An 18,651-nucleotide genomic window follows, 5' to 3' on the forward strand; every position below is an offset into this window, starting at 1 on the left:
GCGCCGACCAGGTGACCCGGTCGGCGCCCGTCGGCACGCCTGTTCGATCGGCGGTCACGCCGCCGTCCGCAACTCCCCGTCGGCGGTCACGCCGCCGTCCGCAGCCCCCCGTCGGCGGTCACGCCGCCGTCTGCAGCTCCCGGACGACCGTGGTGCGGACCACGGCCGGGGCCGCGTTGTCCTGCTCCGGCGTGAGGTACGGGCGCAGCCGCAGCGCCAGGACGACGACCAGCAGCGTGGAGCCCGCCATGGCCGCGAGGTAGAGCGGCCAGGTGCCGGAGCCGACCAGCAGCACGCCGACGGCCGGGCCGACCGCGATGGCGATCTGCTTCACCAGGGCGTACCCGGAGTTGTAGGTGCCGAGCAGCCGGGCCGGGGCGAGGTCGGCGACGATCGGGCCCATGGTGGGCGCGAGCAGCGACTCGCCGACGCCGAACAGGGCGTAGATCGAGACGATCGCGACCGTGGCGGCCATGGTCTCGGTCCGGATCAGGCCGGCCACCAGGGCCATCGCCCAGGCGCCGAGCCAGACCACGCCGGCCGCGGCCATCGCGGTGGTGCGGCGGCGGCGCGCGGTGATCCGCACCATGAACATCTGCAGGACGACGATGGTCAGCGCGTTGGCGCCGATCGCGAAGCCCAGGGTGGAGGGCGGCGTGCCGACGGTGTCGGTGGCGAAGGCCGCGACGCCGGACTCGAACTGGCCGTAGCAGGTGAAGAAGATCAGCCCGGCGAGCGCGCAGAGCCGCAGCATCGCCTTGTCGGCGACCAGCGCGCGCAGGCCGGTCGGGCCGTCGCTCTTCTCCTGGAGGGGGATCAGCGGGTTGGCCGGCATCCGGGCGGTGCCGGTGACCAGGGCCAGGCCGAGGAAGGTCGCCGCCTCGATGGTGAACAGCCGGGTGAGGCTGGCCGGGTCGGCGACGTTCACGATCTGGCCGCCGACCAGGGCGCCGATGCCCATGCCCAGGTTGACCAGGGTGAACTGGAGCGCGAAGGCGTGCGAGCGGGTCGCGGCCGTCGAGCAGCGGACGATCATCGTGGCGAGCGCCGGCTGGCAGGTGGTGACACCCGCGCCGAACAGGAACGAGGAGACCAGCAGGGCCGGGGTGCCGGTGGCGTGGCCGAAGGCGAACGCGCCGGTGGCGGCGAGCGCCGTGCCGGCCAGCAGGACCGGGCGGGGCCCGTACCTGTCGATGCCGCGACCGGTGAACGGGAGGACGGCGAGCGCCGCCAGCGCGAAGACGGTGAACACCATCCCGGCCGCCAGCGAACCCAGTCCGCGCACCTGGTCCACGTACACGAACATGTACGGCATCGTGAAGCCGCTGCCGAACGCGCTGAGCGCGTTGCCGATCTGGACGCGGCGCAGCGGGCCGCCCGCCCCGCGTCGCTGCTGCCTCTGCTGCTTCACCGTGCCGGTCACCGTGCACATCCCTTCCTGGATTCAACTGGATACTCTTAAGGTCCAGAAGATTTCAGAGCTAAAGTTTGACGAGATAAAGTCTTAGCACCGGAAGAGTGTTGAGTCAAAGGCTTAAGGGATTCACGCCTCCGTGCGACACTGGTCCGCATGACTACGGACAAGCCCGCGCCGGCCACCGCCAGGGAGCTCGGCATCGCCGAGCAGGTGGCCGTCTACCAGCGGGAATTCCCCACCGTGGACCCCCAGGTGGAGACCATCGTGCAGACCCTGTCCCGGGTCGCCCGACGGATGGGCGTGGCCTACGACCGGCAGCTGACTGTGCTGGGAATCACGGCCGCCGAGTGGGAGGTGCTCAAGGCGCTGGTGGTCTCCGGCAGCCCGTACCAGCTCGGACCGGGCGAGCTGGCCAAGCGGCTCGGGCTCACCCCGGCCGCGATGACGCACCGGATCGACCGGATGGTGGCCGAGGACCTGGTCACCCGGGAGCGCGACGAGACCAACCGGGTCCGGGTGATCATCGAGCTCACCGACAACGGCCGCGACAAGTGGCTGGAGTCGATGCGGATGGCGGCGGTGTTCGAGGAGGAGCTGCTCCAGGACGTCACGGGCGAGGAGCGGGCCGTGCTGTCCGCGATGCTGGCGCGGATGCTGCGGCGGATCGAGGAGAGCCGGCCGGACGCGCCCGGGCGCACCGCCGACCCGGCCTGAGTCGCGCGCCCGGGTTGCACTCCCGGATCGCACGCCCGGGTCGCGCCCCCGAAACGCAACGAGTCCGGCCCGCCGGGGGTACTCCCCCGGCGGGCCGGACTGCTTGGTTCAGGTGCTGCGAAGGTCCGTCAGGCCCTCAGCTCATGCCGCCCGAAGGGTCAGCAGGCGCCGTTGTCGGTCCAGACGCCCCACTGGCCGCCCTGGCTCGGGTCGTCGCCCTTGGTCCACCACTTGTTGGTGTAGTAGTGGCCCTTCCACGAGACCTTGGTGCCGCCGGCCGCGTAGGTGGTGTTGGCGTCCCAGCTCGGGGCGGCCGGGCAGCCGGCCGGCGAGGTCGGGGTGCCGGTGGGGGTACCGGTCGGGGTACCCGTGGGGGTGCCGGTCGGCGTGCCCGTGGGCGTGCCGGTCGGGGTCTGGGTCGGGGTCGCCGTGCTGCTCGGGGTGCCGGTCGGCGGGGCCGGGCAACCGGCGGCGGAGCCGTTGGTGGCGTTCACCATCGTGTCGAACAGGCCGGTCTTGGTGCCCAGGTCGTACAGCGAGAAGGCGAAGGAACCGCCGAGGCCGTTGCAGTGCGCGTAGTCGAGCTTGGCCTGGATCGACCGGGTGTCCTCACCGCTCCAGAAGGTGTTGCCGTCGTAGAAGTACGTGGCCTTGGCGTCGTCGTCCCAGAAGGTCTTGGACGGGTTGTCGACGAAGCCCGCGAGCTCCTTGTACATCTGGATGCCGGGGACGTTGCCGGACATCGCCGCGCCGGTCGCCGGGCTGGCGGCGGGCTGGAACAGGCCGTTCTTGCCGTTGTTCTGGACGCCGGTCCAGCCGCGGTAGTAGAACGGCACACCCATGTTGATCTTGTTCGCGGGGAAGCCGCCGGGGATCCCGTAGTCCGCGTCGCCGACCGTCCACGCCTTGATGGCGTTGTCGATCGAGTACTTGCCGTGGCCCGGCTTGACCGGGGTCGACGGGTCGTTCGGGCCCGCGTAGAGCGCGGCCTGGTGGTTGGTCGGCCCCTGGGCGTCCCAGCCGCCGTGCATGTCGTAGGTCATGACGTCGAGGAAGGTGAGGTACTGACCGATCTTGTCGGTCTCGACGTTCATGATCTTGTCCTGGCCGGCGCCGACCGCCGCCGACAGGGCGTAGGTCTTGTTGTCGGCCTTGCCCTGGGCGTCCAGCTGGGTGCGGAACTCCTTCAGCAGCGCCGTGAAGTTCTGCTTGTCGGCCGGGCTGGAGATGTTGCCGGTGTGGCCGCCGCCGCCCGGGTACTCCCAGTCGATGTCGATGCCGTCGAAGACACCGGCGCCGGTGCCCGGGCCGCCGTAGCCGGCGTCGCTCGGGAGGTTGCCCTTGATGAACATGTCGAGGCAGGAGGAGACCAGGTGCTTGCGCGAGGCGTCCGTGGCGGCCGCCGGCGAGAAGTACTTGGAGTAGGTCCAACCACCCAGCGAGAGCAGGATCTTGAGGTTGGGGTTCTTCGCCTTCAGCTTCTTCAGCTGGTTGAAGTTGCCCGCGATCGGCTGGTTCCAGACGTCGCCGACGCCGTCGACCGAGATGTCCGCGCCGAAGCTCTTCTGGTAGTCGGCGAACGCGTCGGCCGCGCCGTCACCCGCGTTGGGGTTGTTGTCGTTCGTGTCGGCGGCCTTGGTCGCCTCGAAACAGCCCAGGTCGGTCGGGTGGATGTTCCCGAAGTCGTAGATCAGGTAGTCGAGCTTCCCGGCCACGCCGGTGTCCTGGATCGTCTTCGGGTAGTACGCGTTGGCGTAGACCGACCACTGGTCGTAGTAGGCGACCTTGATGCCGCCGCTGGTGGCGGCCGCGCCGGTGGTGTTGGTGGTCGCGGCGTTGGCCGCGGCGCCGCCGGTCAGCGCGAGGCCCGCGCCGAGCAGCACGGAGGCGGCGGTGCCGGCCGCGACGGCGGCCAGGCTCTTCGGGCGGCGTCGACGGCCGCCCGTCGGAGCCGGGGTCCCGGCCCTTTCAATGCGTGAACGCAGCATGGGTGCGTGACTCCTGGTTGTGGGGGTTTGCGTCGTCCCGTGGGGATGCGCCCGAGGTGGGGTCGGGCGACCGGGACATGACAGCTCAGTGCGGGGAATCGTGCGGGGAATCGAGCGGGATCAGCGGGATCGGGCCTGGACGGACACCGGGATGTGCCGAACCGGCGCCCGCGGCACGAGGCCGTTGACGCCGGTTCAGGGGCTCCCTGCACCTGGGCAATAAAAATGGACTAGACCAACTCCCCCGTCAAGGGGTCCCGTTGGGCCTTGAGCCGCGCTTAAGGTTCGGCCCCCGCCGGACACCCGCGCTGACCTGCGCGCCAGTAGCGGGAGTCAGTAGCGCAGCGCGTTCGCCACCACGGCCTTCAGGCTGCCCGAGAGGTCCCGGTTGCTGCGCGCGGTGGCCTGGGCGCTCCGGCCGGCCGCCACGTCCTGGACCGTCACCGCGGTCGCGTCCTGCACCGAGCCGGAGTCGTCGGTGAAGTCGACCTGGATCACGTACCGGTACGACTGCTGCCCGTGGTTGGTGACGGTCAGCTCCACCTGCGCCCTGCCGTCCGAGCCGGTGCTCACCGCCCCGACGGCCACGTCCCCCTTGGCGTCCAGCCCGCCCTTGATCCCGGCGACCGCCGAGGAGGCCGCCGACACCGCCGCCGAGGCCCGTGCCTCCGCCGAGGCGATCACCGCCCCCGCCCCGCCCGCCACCGAGGCCAGCGCCGAGGCGGCGGACGCGGCGGCCGAGGCGCCCCGCTCGATCGCGGCGGAGGCCGAGGTGGCCACGCTGCTCGCGCTCTTTCCGGAGGAGCAGCCCGCCAGCGCCACCCCGGCGACCATGGTGGCGGCCAACACCCCGGCCACCGCCCGGCGTTGGCGGCGCACCGGCGGCGCGTCCAGGTGCTGCGCGGTGACCCGCGGCCTCGAACCGATCCGGGTGAGCGGCTGGCGGTCCATGCGGTCCAGGCGGTCCATGCGGTCCCTCGTTTCTGCCTCGGCGCCGGGCTGCCCGGCACGCCTCCCCGCCCACCCTCCGAGGGCCGCCCGGGGGCCGCCAGCAGGACTGGTGCCTCCGGGTGACCCGGGCTAGCAGGCCGGCGCGGGCCGCCCCCGGACAGGACCTGGGGCCGCCGGCGCGTCAGGACAGCCCCGAGCCCTCCTGCGCGTCCGCCTCCATCGCGGCCCGCTCCTCGCGCAGCCGCACCACGTGCCGGCGCCGCGCCACCACGCCGTACGCCCCGGCGACGGACCCCGCGAAGGCCGCCAGGCCCATCCACGGCCGGTCGAGGACGTGGCAGGTCAGGTGGTCCAGCGAGTACCGCCCCGGACCGGCCAGGCCGAGCGCCAACCCGGCCGCGCCGAGGAAGGCCGGGTACTCGTAGCCGCCGGAGGTCGCGAAGAAGCCCCCGGGGGCGTGCACTGCCACCGCGCCGGCCATCGTCCCGGCCACCACCGCGCCGGCCGCCCCGGTGGCCAGCCCGGCGACCAGCAGCACGCCGCCGCCCGCCTCACCGGCGCCCGCCGCGATGGCGCTCTGCCGGCCGGGGTGGAAGCCCATGTGCTCCATCGCCTGGGCGGTGCCCTCCAGGCCGCCGCCGCCGAACCAGCCGAACAGCTTCTGGGTGCCGTGCGCGATCAGCACCCCGCCGACCGCGCCGCGCAGGGCCAGCAGGCCCAGGTCCTTACGGTTCAGACACATGTCGCATCCTCGCTCCCGGGCAGGTGATCCGACTTCCATGGGAGCCGAGAGCGCGCACCCGTTCGAGCCGGGACGGCCATCCGGGCGAATTCGCCGGCGACCGGGAATGAACCGCCCCCCGACGAGATTCACGCCACGCCCGACCGCGGGGCGTGGCGTGGCGGAGCGGCCGCACCAGCCGCCGCGGTCATGCTTGGCGCATGTTCGTCTTCAATCTGAGCAGCGCCTTCATCACCTTCTTCGCCGTGGTCGGCCCGCCCAAGGTCCTGCTGGCCTTCGCCCGGCTGGCCTCCACCCGGAGCACCCGGGAACTGCGGCGGCTGGCGGCGTGGAGCACGGTCATCTCGGCGGTGATCGGCCTGGTGCTCGGCTTCACCGCGGACGAGGTCACCACGCTCTTCCACATCAGCGACCAGTCGCTGCAGCTCGCCGGTGGGGCGATCTTCTTCATCTACGCGGTCGCGCTGGTCTTCGGCGTCCACCTCGGCGGCGAGAGCGAGGACGGCGACCACCTGCCGAACCCGATGGTGGACGGCATCCGCGAACTGCTGCTGCCGTACATCGCCAGCCCGCTCGCGGTCACCGCCGTGCTGGTCGCCTCGCTCGCCCGCAACGACTGGGGCTGGAAGGCCACCATCGGCGGGGCCTACCTCGCGGTCGTGGTGATCAACTACGTCTGCGTGGCCCTGCTCGCGCCGCTGATGCAGCGCACCCACCGCACCTCGCTGGAGGTACTCTCCCGGCTGCTCGGGCTGCTGCTCGCGGCGGTCGGCGTGGAGCTGTTCCTGACCGGCCTGGCCGGGCTCGGGGTGCACATGCCCGAAGGGCACTGAGCCAGGCCGCCGCCCGTCAGACCGCCGCCCGCCCGGCCGCCACCCGTCAGACCGCGGCGGCCGCCAGCCGGGCCAGCACCTCGCCGATCCGCTCCCGCACCAGCGGATCGGCGACCAGCCCGTCCGGGCCGACCGCCCCGCGGTCCAGCGGGATGCGGACGCAGGCCCCGTCCACCACGGCCGCGCCGGTGTAGCCGAGGACGGTGCGCAGGGTGGCCTCCGCGCCCTGACCCCGGCCCGGGCCGGCCGCATTGATCCAGCCGGCGGGCTTGTCCGCGATCTCCGTCCCGCCGACCGTCCAGTCCAGCAGGTTCTTGAAGGAGCCGGGCAGCGTCCCGGCGTACTCGGGGGTGCAGACCAGCAGCGCGTCGGCGGCCTCGACGGCGGCGCGCAGGGCGGCCACCGGCCCGGGCAGCGGGTCGGTGTCGTGGTCCGGGTTGAAGTGCGGCAGGCCGGCCAGCCCCGCGTAGTAGGTGGCCCGCAGGCCCGGGGTGGCGGCGGCCACGGCGGCGGCGGTGCGCAGCACGGTCTCGTTGGTGGAACCGGCCCGCAGGCTCCCGGGCAGCAGCAGGATGTGACGCTCGTTCGGCATGCCGAGGAACCTACCGTTCCGGCCCCGGGCCGCTCGGCGGCCGTGACGGCGCCATGGCGCCATGCCGCGCCGCGCCGGGGCGACGGCACTACGGCTTCACGGCGCTACGCCCCGGCGGGCGCGACCACCGGCCGCCAGGGCACCGGGCTGGAGAGGATCATCGAGCTGGACGGCTGGCCGTAGCCGCCGAGCCGGTCGCACAGGGCCTCGAAATCGGCCATCGTGGGCACCGCGACCAGCAGCGCGCAGCAGGCCCCGCCGGTGACCCGGTGCAGCTGGAGCACCTCCGGCCAGGCGGCCACCTGGGGGTCGCGCAGCACGCAGCGCGGGCCGTAGCACTGGATCTGGACCAGCGCGGTGATCGGCAGTCCGGCCCGGCTGAGGTCCACATGGGCGTGGTACCCGGTGATCACGCCGTCGGACTCCAGTCGGCGGACCCGTTCGGCCACCGCGGGTGCGGACAGGCTCACCCGGCGGGAGAGTTCGTTGTAGGAGAGCCTGGCGTCGGTCTGCAACTCGGCCAGCAGGCGGCGGTCGACGGCGTCCATGGCGGCTCCCGGAGTGACTGGAATGGGTGGTTTCGCGATCGTAAAGCGAATCGGCCGAACGCCTCGCGAACGACAGCCCGGATCGCAGTTGCGGTGTCCGTCGACCATTCAACCGGGGGGTCGCACCGCCGCACAATGGGCACCCCGGTGGAACCAGGCCGTCCGTCTGGTCGCCGGTCCGGGCGACGGGCCCGGGTGGATCAGGAGGAATCGGGATGGGGCACGACACGGTGGAGACGCCCAGCCTGTCGTTCGGTCGGCGCGGGGAGCCGGATCGGGGCACCCCGTACGCCCGCTACGTGTGCCTGGACGAGCTGCACAGCCTGCAGCACCCGCGCAGCAAGGTGCCGGCCGAGCTGTCGTTCATCGTCACCACGCAGGTGATGGAGCTGCTGTTCGACCTGCTGCGGCACGAGTGGACGCTCGCCCAGCGCGCGCTGCGCGAGGACGACCTGCCCGCCGCGCTGGCCGCGCTGCGGCGCGGCACCCACGCGCAGGACGTGCTGGTGGAGTCCTGGGACCTGCTGGCCACCATGACGCCGCAGGAGTTCAACGGCTTCCGCGCGGAGTTCGGCCAGGCCTCCGGCTTCCAGTCCGCGGCCTTCCTGCACCTGGAGTTCCTGCTCGGCAACAAGAACGCCGCACTGCTCGCGATGTACGACGGGATGCCGCGGACGCAGGCCGAGCTGACCGAGGCCCTGCGCTCCCCCGGCCTGTACGACGACGCGCTGGCCCTGCTGGCCCGGCGCGGCCTGCCGCTGCACCCGGAGCCCTCCGAGCAGCGCTACCGCGCCAGCGACGAGGTCGCCGCGGCCTGGCGCCTGGTCTACACCGACCCGGAGCACGCCGACCTGCAGCCGCTCGCCGAAGCGCTGCTGGACGTCGCCGAGCGGGTCACCCGCTGGCGCCAGCGCCACCTGTCCGCGGTCAAGCGAACCATGGGCGGCAAGCCCGGCTCGGGCGGCTCCAGCGGGTTGAGCTGGCTGCGCAGGTCCGCCGAGCAGGACGTCTTCCCGGAGCTGTGGACGATCCGGGACGAGCTGTGAACGAGGGGATGGGCATGGTCACACGCGAGGAGTGCGCGGCGCTGGACGCCGTCGACCCGCTGGCGGCGTTCCGCAAGGAGTTCGCCCTGCCGGACGGGGTGGTCTACCTGGACGGGAACTCGCTCGGCGCGCTGCCGGTACGCACCGCGGAGCGGGTGCGGCAGGTGGTCGAGGAGGAGTGGGGCCGGGAGCTGATCCGCAGCTGGAACGACGCCGGCTGGTTCGAGCAGCCCTACCGGCTGGGGCGGCGGATCGCCCCGCTGGTCGGGGCCGGCCCGGAGGAGGTGGTGGTCTGCGACACCACCTCGGTGAACCTGTTCAAGGTGCTCGTCGCCGCGCTGCGGCTGCGCCCCGGGCGGCGCACGGTGCTGGGCGACGGCGAGGCGTTCCCGACCGACCTGTACATCGCCGAGGGCGCCACCGGCCTGGTCGAGGGTGCGCGCAGCGTGCTGGTCCGGCCGGAGGAGCTGGACCGGCACCTGGACGGCGACGTCGCCGCGGTCGTCCTCTCGCACGTGGACTACCGCACCGGCGAGCTGCTGGACCTGCCCGGGATCACCACCCGGGTGCAGGCCGCGGGCGCGCTGATGATCTGGGACGTCTGCCACTCGGTGGGCGCGCTGCCGGTCGAACTCGGCGCTGCGGGCGCGGACTTCGCGGTCGGCTGCACCTACAAGTACCTGAACGGCGGCCCCGGTTCGCCGGCCTTCCTGTACGCCGCGGAGCGGCACCTGGCGGCCGGCCCGCGGCAGCCGCTGAGCGGCTGGTTCGGGCACGCCCGCCCGTTCGCCTTCGAGCCCGGGTACGACCCCAAGCCGGGCATCGGGCGCTTCCTGACCAGTTCGCCGTCACTGCTCGGGCAGGCCGCACTGGGCGCGAGCCTGGACGTCTGGGAGCGCGCCGACCCGGCCGCCGTCCGGGCGAAGAGCCTGGCCCTGACCGACCTGTTCATCGGACTGGTCGAGGGTCTGGACGGGATCGAGGTGGTGACCCCGCGCGAGCACGCCCGGCGGGGCAGCCAGGTCGCGCTGCGGCACGCCGACGGCTACCCGGTGGTGCAGGCGCTGATCGCGCGCGGCGTGATCGGGGACTTCCGTGCGCCCGACCTCATGCGGTTCGGCTTCACCCCGCTGTACCTCTCGTACACCGACGTCTGGGACGCGGCCCGGGAGCTGGCCGAGGTGCTGGCCGGCGGGGAGTGGCGGGAGGAGCGGTTCTCCCGCCGGGGCGAGGTGACCTGAGGCCCGGCGGCGCGGTCGGGGTCCGGCGCGGTCCGGCCCGGCATCGGCGGACAGTCCGTCACGGAACAGTGACGCAGGTCATGTCCAGGTAAAGTTCGACCCCCATCACCCTTGGGAAGCCTCTCAGTTGACTCACCGTCAGCCACAAAGGGAGGTTTGCATGAACATCGAACTCGGACCGCTTGAGCCCGAACCCTTCATGCTGGCCCTGGGGTTGACCCTGCTCTTCCTGATCACGTGGACGCTGGGCCACCGCCTCCTCCCCCGCGTCGAGCGGGCCCAGGCCGAGCGGTGGGACGCGACCGAGGGCCGCACCGAACGCGCCGACGCCATCCGCGCCGAAGCCGAGGCCGGCCGGATGGTCGGCGAACCGGTGCACGCCGTCGCCGCCGGCCGCCGCACGGTGGACCGCTTCTTCCGCTCCCGCTGAGCCGCCGTCGGCCTGCGGCGGGCCGCCGACACGGCCCAGGCCGCCCGGTCGGGGTCGACGCGGGCGGCCTGGGCCGTTGTTGCTGTTGCTCGGGCGCTCGTTGCCCCAAGCCGGACCTAGCTGTGGCGACCGCGACGGCGGGCGGCCAGGACGGCGAGACCGCCGAGGCCGAGCAGGCCGACGCCGGCCAGGCCGAAGACCACCGGGGCGTTGCCCGCACCGGTGGAGGGCAGCTCACCGCCGCCACCGGGGTGGTGGCTGGTCGGGTGCTCGGACGGGTGGTGGCTGGTCGGGGCCGGGCCCGAGCTGGACGGACTGGCCGAGGGCGACAAGGACGGAGACGACGGCGAGGAAGAGGGCGAGGAGGACGGGGACGACGACGGCGAAGAGGACGGCGAGGAAGACGGGGAGGAAGAGGGCGACGAGGACGGCGAAGAGGACGGGGACGACGACGGCGAAGAGGACGGCGAGGTGGACGGCGACGGGCTCGGCGTCACCTGGCAGTCCGGCAGGTCCCCGTCGAACGGGTAGCTGTGGATCTCGTAGCCGCCGGTGCCGGTGTGGATCAGGTTGCCCGCGAGGTACACCCGGCCGTTCATCCCGGGCTGGGCGATGGTCGTGGTGCCGCCCGGGTTGCCGGCCAGGACCGAGCCCTGGAACTGGGCGCTGCCGAGGATCTGCGCCGAGGTCGCGGTCGGGAAGTTGTACATCAGCTTCGACCGCATGTCGGTGGTCTGGTCCCCGGCCAGGCCGGTGCCCGTGTAGGTGTTGATGATCGGGCTGTCCCCGAGCATGTTCACCACGACGGTGGCCCCGGCCGGGATGTTGTTGAAGACCAGTCCGATCTGCCCGCCGCTCGGCGAGGCGAGGTTCTGGGTGACGTTGAAGACCTGCTTCAGGCTGGTCCCGTCGCCGGTGAAGGTCGCCTGGCTGGAGGAGATGTCGACGGTGCCGGTCGCGGTGGCCTTTCCGACGCAGTCGGAGATCTCCTCGATCTGGGTGAGCACCGTCTGGTACGGGGCGGCGGCGTTCGGGTCCTGGATCGCCTGGCCGGTGGGGTCGATGCTGACGGTGCCGGTGACGCTGCCCGCGTGGCGCAGGTTGCCGAAGGCCGGGCCGTGGGAGTCGCTCCCGCCGATCAGGATCGAGTTGCCGGTCACGACGTCGACGTTGCCGCCGGTGGTGACGAAGTCGCTGCCGTTGGGCGGCACGACGCGCGAGCCGACGCCGACGACGCCCATGTTGTAGATACCGCCGCCGTTCTTCTCGACGGTCAGGTTCCCCAGCGTGACGATCTTGCCCTCGGCCTCGGCGGCGCGACCGGTCACGGTGTAGTTGCCGCCGGTGAAGACGTTGATGCTGGCGTCCCGGCCGGGGAAGTCGCCGTTGTTCGGCGGCGGCCAGGTGGCAGGGCAGTCGGGGCCCGTGCAGGCGCCCAGCGGCGGGGCGAGCGGAGCAGCCGAACCGACCGTCAGCACGGCCGCCAGCGGCAGCGCCGCGACGACGATCGCCACGGCGACCCGGACGGTCCGACGCCTGCGGGTGGCGGGTTCTCTTCTCACGGCGGTCGTTCTGTGATCCGGCGTACCGGTGCCCTGACCCATCGACACATTCCTCCGCGCATAGGAAAAAGAGCAGGCGCTCATAACCTGCCCCGTTCGTACTATCTGCTGGCGATCCCGCAGATCCGGGACATCAAACCTCAAATCGGGCGATTCCTACCCTACAGATCCTCAGATCCGATCCGAAAATCCACCGCGCGGCGCAGCAGTCGCCTCCCACCGGCCCTGCCCGGGCGACCTCCGCGCCGCCCCCGCCCGACGTCCGCGCCCGTTAGGTTGGAGCAATGACCTCCGAGGCCCAGGACCAGAGCACGCCGCTCGTCGCCGTCGCGTCCGCCGACGCCGTACTGCGGCACCCCGAAGCGGGCGAGCACCTGCTCACCCCCCTCGAACGCGAACGCGCCGCGCGCTTCCGGCACGAGTCCGGGCGGATCGACTTCACCGCCGGCCACGTGCTGGTCCGGCTCTGCGCCGCCCGGCTGCTCGACGTCCCGGCGGCCTCGCTCACGCTCGCCCAGCAGTGCCCGGACTGCGGCCTGGCCGACCACGGCAAGCCGTACCTGCCGGACCACCCCGAGGTGCACGTGAGCCTGTCGCACACCCGGGGCGTGGTCGCGGCCGGAGCCGGCCACCAGCCGGTCGGGGTGGACGTCGAGCTGGCCGCGCGCGGCGGATCGCTGGGCGCGGTCGCCCGTCGGGTGCTCTCCCCCGCCGAACTGCGCCTGGTCGAGGCGGCACCGGAGCCGGACCAGGCGTTCCTGCGGCTGTGGGTGCGCAAGGAGTCGCTGATCAAGATCGGGCGGGCCACCCTGGACACCCTGGCCTCCGTCGACCTGTCCGACCTGCCCCTGGACGTCCCGCCCGGCGCCCCGCTGCGCAGCCGCCACCAGGACCTGCACCTGCTCGACTGGGCCGACCCGGAGCACGGCGCCGCCGTCGCGGCGGTCAGCACCGCCGCGCCGAGGATCGTCCGGCTGACGACGGCGGGCTGAACAGGGCGGAGCACTGCAGTCCTGCGGAACGAGCACGCCCACCCGCGCGGCGGGCCCCCGGATAAGCGGTGTTAGCGTGCCTGATCGCGGGCGCGCCGCCACCGGACGCCCGTCGCACCAGCTGCCCACCGCCGGATTTAAGGGTGTCCCCGCCATGGCCAAGTTCCTGCTGAGCCTGCACGTCCTCGCGTCGGTCCTGTTCATAGGCCCGGTCGCGGTGGCCGTCAGCATGTTCCCGCGCCGGGCCAAGGCCGCGCTGGCCGGCGGGCCGGACCAGGCCTCGGACGCGGGCGTGCTGCGGATCCTGCACCGGATCACCCAGGTCTACGCCCTGCTGGGGGTCGCGGTGCCGGTGATGGGCATCGGCCTGGCCCAGGTGATGGACGTGCTCGGGCAGTCCTGGATCATCGTCTCGATGGTGCTCACCGCGATCGCCGCGCTCTCGCTGCTGCTCTTCGTCCTGCCCGGGCAGCAGGCCGCGGTGGACGCGCTCGGCGCCGACACCGCGCCGGAGCAGCACGCCAAGGCCGTCCAGGGCCTGCGGCTGCTGCCGATGACGGCCGGGGTGTTCAACCTGCTGTGGGCGGTGGTCGTGGTGCTGATGGTCATCCGGCCGGGGTCGAGCACCGGCGTCTGAGCCGGACCCCCGAAGCCGTACCGAACGAAAAGCTCCACCGCCCAACCCCACCGACCAGCCGCACCGACCAGAGCCTCGCCGACCGAAGCCGCGCCGACCGGGCCGGAAGGCCCTCTCCCCCGGGGCGGGCCCGGTCCAGTACCGTCCTGGCCATGACGATCATGGCGGGCATGGGCAGCCCGACGGGTACCGGAGTCGGACCGCTGCTGCGCGGCTGGCGCGAACGGCGCCAGCTCAGCCAGCTGCAACTGGCCCTGCGGGCGGACTCCTCGACCCGGCACCTCAGCTTCGTCGAGAACGGCCGGTCCCGCCCGAGCCGGGAGCTGGTGCTGCGGCTCGCCGAACACCTGGACGTCCCGGTCCGCGAGCGCAACACCCTGCTGCTCGCGGCCGGCTACGCCCCGCACTTCCCCGAGACGCCGCTGGACGACCCGTCGATGGACGCGCTGCGCGGCGGCCTGGAGCGGCTGCTCGCCGCCCACGACCCGTACCCGGCGCTGGTCGTCGACGGGACCTTCCGGGTGCTGGCGGCCAACCGCTCGCTCGGGCTGCTCCTCGACGGCGTCGCCCCGCACCTGCTGGAACCGCCGCTCAACGCGATGCGGATCGCCCTGCACCCCGAGGGGCTGGCGCCGCGCATCGTGAACCTGCCGCAGTGGCGGCGGCACCTGCTGGAGCGGGTGGAGCACCGGATCGAGCTGCTGTGCGGCGAGGCGCTGCGGCGGCTGTACGAGGAGGTCGCCGGCTACCCGACGGCGGCGGACGACCCGGGCCCGGGCGGGGAGCAGGCGGACGGCGCCGGGCTGTTCCCGTTCGCGCTGCCGATGCGGATCCGGCACGAGGGGCGGGTGCTGTCCTTCCTGTCCACCATCACGACCTTCAACACGCCGCTGGACGTGACGGTCTCCGAGCTGGCCATGGAGACCCTCCTGCCGGCCGACGCGGAGACGGTGCGGTTCCTCCAGGACGCGGTCGGCCCGGAGCGCTGACCCCGGTTCAGGTACGACGCCCCCCGGTGCCGCCCCCGTCGCGGCGGCGCAGCGCGGTGAACTGGAGGACGGCGAACAGGGCCACCACCGCCGCCTGCACCGGGATCCAGACGGCACCGGCCGTGGTCGGCTCCAACCAGGCCGCCATCGCCACCAGACTGAGCACCACCCAGACGGCGTTGAGGTCGATCACCGCCTGCACCGCGAGCCGCGGCGGCCGCCGGCGGGCGGCCAGGGCGCCGACCCCGAGGGCGTAGCCGGTGAGGAAGAGTCCGAGGGCGAGCAGGACGCTGCGGCCGACCCCGAGCAGTTCGCCGACCGGGCCGGCGAAGGCCAGGTAGACGAGGCCGTTGCCGCCGGTGACCAGGGCGTCCAGGGCGAGCACGCCGCGCACCGTCCCCAGGGGGGAGGCGGAGCCGGGGCGGGCGGGCGTGAGGGCGTTCGCGGACATGGCGGATCAGCCTCCTGACGGGGATGGGGCCCGGCGGCGGTGACGCCGGCCGGGTCCCCCCACCCTGCCCGCCCGGCCGCCGGGCGTCGATTACCCCGCAGGTAAGGGCCCGGGGCCGGGGGCGCTCAGGACCGCGCCCCCGGCGACCGGCCGCCTCAGCCCGCCGGGGCGAGCCCGAAGAGCGCGGCGGCGTTGTCGTGGCAGACGGCCCGCAGCCACTCCTCCCCCAGGCCCAGCCCGGCCAGTGCCTCCAGCTGGTGCACGTACCGGTACGGGATGTTGGGGAAGTCGCTGCCGAGCAGGACGCGGTCCTGGAGGCCGCGCAGGCGCGGCAGTTCGGCGCGCGGGAACGGGACGTCGGCCTCGGCGAAGTCCGTGAAGGCGATCGTGGTGTCCAGCCGGACGGCCGGGTGGCGCTCGGCCAGGTCGAGGAAGTCGCGGTACTCGGGCATGCCGAGGTGGGCGACCACCAGGACCAGTCCGGGGTGGCGCTTCAGCACCTCGCCGATCGGACCGGGACCGGTGAAGTTGCCCGGCACCGGTCCGGACCCGCAGTGGGTGACCACCGGCGTGCCGGTCTCGGCGAGCAGCCCCCACACCTCGTCCAGCTGCCGGTCCGCCGGGTCGTAGCCGCCGACCTGCACGTGCGCCTTGAACACCCGGGCGCCGTCCTCGATCGCGCGGGCCACGTAGCCGGGCGCCTCGGGCTCGGGGAAGAACGTCGCGGTGTGCAGGCACTCCGGGGTGCGGGCGGCGAAGTCGGCCGACCAGGCGTTCAGCCAGCCGGCCATGCCGGGCCTGTGCGGGTAGAGCATCGAGGTGAACGCCCGGACGCCGAAGTCCCGCAGCCGCTGGACGCGCTGCTCCTCGGCCTCGCGGTAGGTGATCGGCCAGGGCCGGTTCACCAGCGGGCCGGCCGCGTCGAAGTACGCCCACACCTTGTCGAGGACCTTCTTCGGCATGAAGTGGGTGTGCACGTCGATGAGGCCGGGCAGGCCCAGGGCCTGCCAGAACGCGCGGACCTCCTGGGATTCGCTCACGCCGGCACCGGGCGGGCCCGGTCGATGATCCCGGCGGTGTCGACGCCGGACGGCAGGGTGCCGAAGGCGGAGCCGCGGTCCCCGGCGAGGCGGGTGGCGCAGAACGCGTCCGCCACCGCCGGGCTGCCGTGGCGGACCAGCAGCGCGCCCTGGAAGGCCAGCGCCATCGACTCGACCAGTCGGCGCGTCCGGTACTCCAGGTCGGCCTGGTCGGTGAGCTGCTTGCGCAGGTCGGCGACGGCCGCGTCCAGCCGGCGGTCCGCCCCGGCGGCGGCGTCGAGCTCGCCGAGGAAGGCCTCGACCGTCTCCGGGCGCTTGGCCATGGCGCGCAGCGCGTCCAGGGCGGCGACGTTGCCGGAGCCCTCCCAGATCGACACCAGCGGCGCCTCCCGGTAGAGCCGGGGCATCCCGGACTCCTCGACGTAGCCGTTGCCGCCCAGGCACTCCAGCGCCTCGGCGGCGTGCGCCGGGCCGCGTTTGCAGACCCAGTACTTGGCCACCGCCAGGCCCAACCGCCGTACCAGCGCCTCGGGTTCGTCCCCGGCCAGGGCCAGGTCGGTGCTCTGGGCGAGCCGCATCGCGACGGCGGTGGCCGCCTCGGACTCCACCACCAGGTCGGCGAGCACGTTGCGCATCAGCGGCTGGTCCACCAGCGGCCGGCCGAACGCCCGCCGGTGCAGGGCGTGGTGGACGGCCCGGATCGCGCCGTAGCGCATGCCGGAGGCGGCGCCGACGGTGCAGTCCAGGCGGGTCATGTTGACCATCTCGATGATGGTCGCCACCCCCCGCCCCTCCTCGCCGACCAGCCAGCCGACCGCGCCGTCGTACTCCAGCTCGGCGGAGGCGTTGGACTTGTTGCCGAGCTTGTCCTTGAGCCGCATCAGCTGGAGGCGGTTGCGGGTGCCGTCCGGGAGGACGCGCGGCAGCATGAAGCAGCTGAGCCCGCCCGGCGCCTGGGCGAGCGTCAGGAAGAGGTCGGACATCGGCGCCGAGGTGAACCACTTGTGGCCGGTCAGCCGGTAGGTGCCGTCCGGGTGCGGGATCGCGGTGGTGGTGTTGGTGCGGACGTCCGAGCCGCCCTGCTTCTCGGTCATCGACATGCCGGCGATCAGCCCGCGCTTGGTGCGCGGCTCGCGCAGCCCGAAGTCGTACGTGGTGGCGGCCAGCAGCGGCTCCAACTCGCCCGCCAGGGAGGGGTTCGCGCGCAGGGCCGGGACGGCGGCGTAGGTCATCGAGATCGGGCAGGTGTGGCCGGCCTCGACCTGCCCCCAGACGAAGAACTTGGCGGCCCGGGCGGAGTGGGCGCCGGGCCGCTCGTCCCGCCAGGGCGCGGCGTGCAGGCCGTGGGAGACGGCGGTACGCATCAGCTCGTGCCAGGCCGGATGGAACTCGACCTCGTCGACGCGGTGGCCGAAGCGGTCGTGGGTGCGCAGGACGGGCGGGTTCTCGTTGGCCAGCCGGCCCCACTCGGCGGCCTGCTCGGAGCCGGCCAGGCGGCCGAGCTCGTGCAGTTCGGACTCGGCCCAGCCGGCGCCGGCCCGGTGCAGGGCGGCGAGCAGGGTCGGATCGGCGGCGGTGTCGTGTCCGTACGGCAGGGGCACCTGGTTGGTGACCTCATGCGTCGCTGTCATCGCGTCCTCCCAGGGCACGCAGGGTGAAGGAGACCAGGGCGGGGACCACGTCGGTGGTGCCCGCCGGCTTCGTGGGCGCGGCCGTCCGTGCGGGCGCGGCCGTTGCCGCAGGCACAGGCACAGGCGCAGGCGCGGCCGCGAGCGGGCCGGCCAGCGCCTCGCCGACCGCGCCGACCAGCGCGGCGGCGGTCAGCACCGGGTCCTGCTCGGGGAGTTCGCCGCTCGCCACGGCGGCGGCGATCTCGGTGGCGATCACGTCCCGGAACGCCCGACGGAACACCAGGCGCTCGCTGTCCACGACCGCGTCGGCCGGCTCGACCAGCAGCGCGTACGCCAGCCGGGGCGCGCGCAGAGCGCGGGCGGCGAAGGTCTCGACGACCGCGGCGATCCGCTGCCGCGGGCCCTCCCGGAGGGCGACGGCCGCGTCGACGGCGGCCATCTCGCGGGTGACCACCCGGCGGAACAACTGCACGGACAGCTCGGCCTTGCTGGCGAAGTGCTGGTAGAGGCTTCCGGTGGCGATCCCGGCACGGTCCGCCACGGCGGCCATCGTGCAGCCGCCGTAGCCGCGCTCGGCGAGCAGCAGGACGGCTGCCTGCAGCACGGCCTCGCGCTGGGCGTCCAGCCGGGCTTGGACGGCGGGCGTGCGTCGGTAGGCCATAAAAGCATTGAAGCACTGATTCAGTACTTCAGATAGGGCCCGGCCCGTCCCGAGCGGGCCGGCCCCGCCAGATGCGCGAGGAGGGGGGGCCCCCCCCCCCGCGGGCGCCCCCCCCCCCCACGACCACAAAAACAACCACCCCCGCCCCCCCCGGGGGGGGGGGAGCTCGGGGGGGGGGGGCGAGCA

At 73.4% G+C, this 18,651-nt stretch carries 19 protein-coding genes; 8 read left to right on the forward strand and 11 right to left on the reverse strand.

Going from position 1 to position 18,651, the window contains the following annotated elements; all coding sequences use genetic code 11:
* Positions 1-118: 118 nt before the first annotated feature.
* A complete protein-coding gene (locus tag ACFV6D_RS18115; RefSeq protein ID WP_380337461.1) occupies positions 119-1,411 on the reverse strand; it encodes an MFS transporter in 1,293 nt (430 codons plus the stop codon).
* 159 nt (positions 1,412-1,570) lie between these two features.
* Between ACFV6D_RS18115 and ACFV6D_RS18120 the strand changes: the two genes are divergently transcribed.
* Positions 1,571-2,131, forward strand: coding sequence for a MarR family winged helix-turn-helix transcriptional regulator (locus ACFV6D_RS18120; RefSeq protein WP_063347409.1), 561 nt, complete (start codon positions 1,571-1,573; stop codon positions 2,129-2,131).
* A 158-nt stretch (positions 2,132-2,289) separates the two neighbouring features.
* Here the strand turns inward: ACFV6D_RS18120 and ACFV6D_RS18125 are convergent, their stop codons facing one another.
* The 3 genes from ACFV6D_RS18125 to ACFV6D_RS18135 all read right to left on the reverse strand — a co-directional run bounded on the left by ACFV6D_RS18125 (position 2,290) and on the right by ACFV6D_RS18135 (position 5,812).
* Positions 2,290-4,119 carry a glycosyl hydrolase family 18 protein gene (locus ACFV6D_RS18125; RefSeq protein ID WP_079135560.1) on the reverse strand — a complete coding sequence of 610 codons (1,830 nt, stop codon included), beginning with the start codon at positions 4,117-4,119 and terminating at the stop codon, positions 2,290-2,292.
* A gap of 333 nt (positions 4,120-4,452) precedes the next feature.
* A complete protein-coding gene (locus tag ACFV6D_RS18130) occupies positions 4,453-5,088 on the reverse strand; it encodes a hypothetical protein (RefSeq protein ID WP_159398413.1) in 636 nt (211 codons plus the stop codon).
* A 163-nt stretch (positions 5,089-5,251) separates the two neighbouring features.
* Positions 5,252-5,812, reverse strand: a complete 561-nt coding sequence (locus ACFV6D_RS18135) for a DoxX family protein (RefSeq protein ID WP_063347410.1) — start codon at positions 5,810-5,812, stop codon at positions 5,252-5,254.
* Positions 5,813-6,012: 200 nt separating this feature from the next.
* Between ACFV6D_RS18135 and ACFV6D_RS18140 the strand changes: the two genes are divergently transcribed.
* The gene (locus ACFV6D_RS18140; protein ID WP_063347411.1) at positions 6,013-6,645 is read left to right on the forward strand and encodes a MarC family protein; all 633 of its coding nucleotides are present in this window, start codon (positions 6,013-6,015) and stop codon (positions 6,643-6,645) included.
* A 46-nt stretch (positions 6,646-6,691) separates the two neighbouring features.
* Here the strand turns inward: ACFV6D_RS18140 and ACFV6D_RS18145 are convergent, their stop codons facing one another.
* Positions 6,692-7,237, reverse strand: a complete 546-nt coding sequence (locus ACFV6D_RS18145; protein WP_380370457.1) for an NADPH-dependent FMN reductase — start codon at positions 7,235-7,237, stop codon at positions 6,692-6,694.
* 104 nt (positions 7,238-7,341) lie between these two features.
* Positions 7,342-7,785 carry an Lrp/AsnC family transcriptional regulator gene (locus tag ACFV6D_RS18150; RefSeq protein ID WP_063347413.1) on the reverse strand — a complete coding sequence of 148 codons (444 nt, stop codon included), beginning with the start codon at positions 7,783-7,785 and terminating at the stop codon, positions 7,342-7,344.
* Positions 7,786-8,000: 215 nt separating this feature from the next.
* Here ACFV6D_RS18150 and ACFV6D_RS18155 point away from each other — a divergent pair, with 215 nt between their 5' ends.
* From ACFV6D_RS18155 to ACFV6D_RS18165, 3 genes are all read left to right on the forward strand, one after another.
* Positions 8,001-8,831, forward strand: coding sequence for a tryptophan 2,3-dioxygenase (locus ACFV6D_RS18155; RefSeq protein WP_380560474.1), 831 nt, complete (start codon positions 8,001-8,003; stop codon positions 8,829-8,831).
* 14 nt (positions 8,832-8,845) lie between these two features.
* Positions 8,846-10,072, forward strand: coding sequence for a kynureninase (kynU, locus tag ACFV6D_RS18160; RefSeq protein ID WP_380429879.1), 1,227 nt, complete (start codon positions 8,846-8,848; stop codon positions 10,070-10,072).
* Between the two features lie 160 nt (positions 10,073-10,232).
* Complete coding sequence (locus tag ACFV6D_RS18165) at positions 10,233-10,502, forward strand: hypothetical protein (RefSeq protein ID WP_380560475.1); 270 nt, start codon at positions 10,233-10,235, stop codon at positions 10,500-10,502.
* A gap of 116 nt (positions 10,503-10,618) precedes the next feature.
* On the opposite strand, the gene ACFV6D_RS18170 is transcribed toward ACFV6D_RS18165, so the two are convergent.
* Positions 10,619-12,064, reverse strand: a complete 1,446-nt coding sequence (locus tag ACFV6D_RS18170) for a choice-of-anchor A family protein (RefSeq protein ID WP_380560476.1) — start codon at positions 12,062-12,064, stop codon at positions 10,619-10,621.
* Between the two features lie 284 nt (positions 12,065-12,348).
* On the opposite strand from ACFV6D_RS18170, the gene ACFV6D_RS18175 reads away from it, so the two are divergent.
* The 3 genes from ACFV6D_RS18175 to ACFV6D_RS18185 all read left to right on the forward strand — a co-directional run bounded on the left by ACFV6D_RS18175 (position 12,349) and on the right by ACFV6D_RS18185 (position 14,682).
* Positions 12,349-13,056: a 4'-phosphopantetheinyl transferase superfamily protein gene (locus ACFV6D_RS18175; RefSeq protein ID WP_363372347.1), complete on the forward strand. Its 708-nt coding sequence runs from the start codon at positions 12,349-12,351 to the stop codon at positions 13,054-13,056.
* 154 nt (positions 13,057-13,210) lie between these two features.
* Positions 13,211-13,693, forward strand: a complete 483-nt coding sequence (locus ACFV6D_RS18180; protein ID WP_063347418.1) for a DUF2269 family protein — start codon at positions 13,211-13,213, stop codon at positions 13,691-13,693.
* A gap of 152 nt (positions 13,694-13,845) precedes the next feature.
* Positions 13,846-14,682 carry a helix-turn-helix domain-containing protein gene (locus ACFV6D_RS18185; RefSeq protein WP_380560477.1) on the forward strand — a complete coding sequence of 279 codons (837 nt, stop codon included), beginning with the start codon at positions 13,846-13,848 and terminating at the stop codon, positions 14,680-14,682.
* A gap of 7 nt (positions 14,683-14,689) precedes the next feature.
* Here ACFV6D_RS18185 and ACFV6D_RS18190 read toward each other — a convergent pair whose 3' ends face one another.
* The 4 genes from ACFV6D_RS18190 to ACFV6D_RS18205 form a co-directional block, all read right to left on the reverse strand.
* Positions 14,690-15,133: a hypothetical protein gene (locus tag ACFV6D_RS18190; protein WP_380560478.1), complete on the reverse strand. Its 444-nt coding sequence runs from the start codon at positions 15,131-15,133 to the stop codon at positions 14,690-14,692.
* 155 nt (positions 15,134-15,288) lie between these two features.
* On the reverse strand, positions 15,289-16,173 hold the full coding sequence (locus tag ACFV6D_RS18195) for an amidohydrolase family protein (protein WP_380560479.1): 885 nt from the start codon (positions 16,171-16,173) through the stop codon (positions 15,289-15,291).
* Entirely contained in the window at positions 16,170-17,804 is a 1,635-nt protein-coding gene (locus ACFV6D_RS18200; RefSeq protein ID WP_380560480.1) for an acyl-CoA dehydrogenase family protein, read from the reverse strand. The genes ACFV6D_RS18195 and ACFV6D_RS18200 overlap by 4 nt, the downstream gene beginning before the upstream one ends.
* The gene (locus tag ACFV6D_RS18205; protein WP_380560481.1) at positions 17,788-18,465 is read right to left on the reverse strand and encodes a TetR/AcrR family transcriptional regulator; all 678 of its coding nucleotides are present in this window, start codon (positions 18,463-18,465) and stop codon (positions 17,788-17,790) included. Before ACFV6D_RS18205 ends, ACFV6D_RS18200 begins: the two co-directional genes overlap by 17 nt.
* Between the last annotated feature and the right edge of the window lie 186 nt (positions 18,466-18,651).

The sequence above is a fragment of the Kitasatospora sp. NPDC059812 genome, assembly GCF_042732075.1.
Lineage (GTDB): Bacteria > Actinomycetota > Actinomycetes > Streptomycetales > Streptomycetaceae > Kitasatospora.

Excerpts from the sequence above, each read along its gene's own strand:
- ACFV6D_RS18120 (WP_063347409.1), top strand. The coding sequence starts at position 1,571 with ATGACTACGGACAAGCCCGCGCCGGCCACCGCCAGGGAGCTCGGCATC.
- ACFV6D_RS18125 (WP_079135560.1), bottom strand. The coding sequence starts at position 4,119 with ATGCTGCGTTCACGCATTGAAAGGGCCGGGACCCCGGCTCCGACGGGC.
- ACFV6D_RS18130 (WP_159398413.1), bottom strand. The coding sequence starts at position 5,088 with ATGGACCGCCTGGACCGCATGGACCGCCAGCCGCTCACCCGGATCGGT.
- ACFV6D_RS18135 (WP_063347410.1), bottom strand. The coding sequence starts at position 5,812 with ATGTGTCTGAACCGTAAGGACCTGGGCCTGCTGGCCCTGCGCGGCGCG.
- ACFV6D_RS18140 (WP_063347411.1), top strand. The coding sequence starts at position 6,013 with ATGTTCGTCTTCAATCTGAGCAGCGCCTTCATCACCTTCTTCGCCGTG.
- ACFV6D_RS18145 (WP_380370457.1), bottom strand. The coding sequence starts at position 7,237 with ATGCCGAACGAGCGTCACATCCTGCTGCTGCCCGGGAGCCTGCGGGCC.
- ACFV6D_RS18150 (WP_063347413.1), bottom strand. The coding sequence starts at position 7,785 with ATGGACGCCGTCGACCGCCGCCTGCTGGCCGAGTTGCAGACCGACGCC.
- ACFV6D_RS18155 (WP_380560474.1), top strand. The coding sequence starts at position 8,001 with ATGGGGCACGACACGGTGGAGACGCCCAGCCTGTCGTTCGGTCGGCGC.
- kynU (WP_380429879.1), top strand. The coding sequence starts at position 8,846 with ATGGTCACACGCGAGGAGTGCGCGGCGCTGGACGCCGTCGACCCGCTG.
- ACFV6D_RS18165 (WP_380560475.1), top strand. The coding sequence starts at position 10,233 with ATGAACATCGAACTCGGACCGCTTGAGCCCGAACCCTTCATGCTGGCC.
- ACFV6D_RS18175 (WP_363372347.1), top strand. The coding sequence starts at position 12,349 with ATGACCTCCGAGGCCCAGGACCAGAGCACGCCGCTCGTCGCCGTCGCG.
- ACFV6D_RS18180 (WP_063347418.1), top strand. The coding sequence starts at position 13,211 with ATGGCCAAGTTCCTGCTGAGCCTGCACGTCCTCGCGTCGGTCCTGTTC.
- ACFV6D_RS18185 (WP_380560477.1), top strand. The coding sequence starts at position 13,846 with ATGACGATCATGGCGGGCATGGGCAGCCCGACGGGTACCGGAGTCGGA.
- ACFV6D_RS18190 (WP_380560478.1), bottom strand. The coding sequence starts at position 15,133 with ATGTCCGCGAACGCCCTCACGCCCGCCCGCCCCGGCTCCGCCTCCCCC.
- ACFV6D_RS18200 (WP_380560480.1), bottom strand. The coding sequence starts at position 17,804 with ATGACAGCGACGCATGAGGTCACCAACCAGGTGCCCCTGCCGTACGGA.
- ACFV6D_RS18205 (WP_380560481.1), bottom strand. The coding sequence starts at position 18,465 with ATGGCCTACCGACGCACGCCCGCCGTCCAAGCCCGGCTGGACGCCCAG.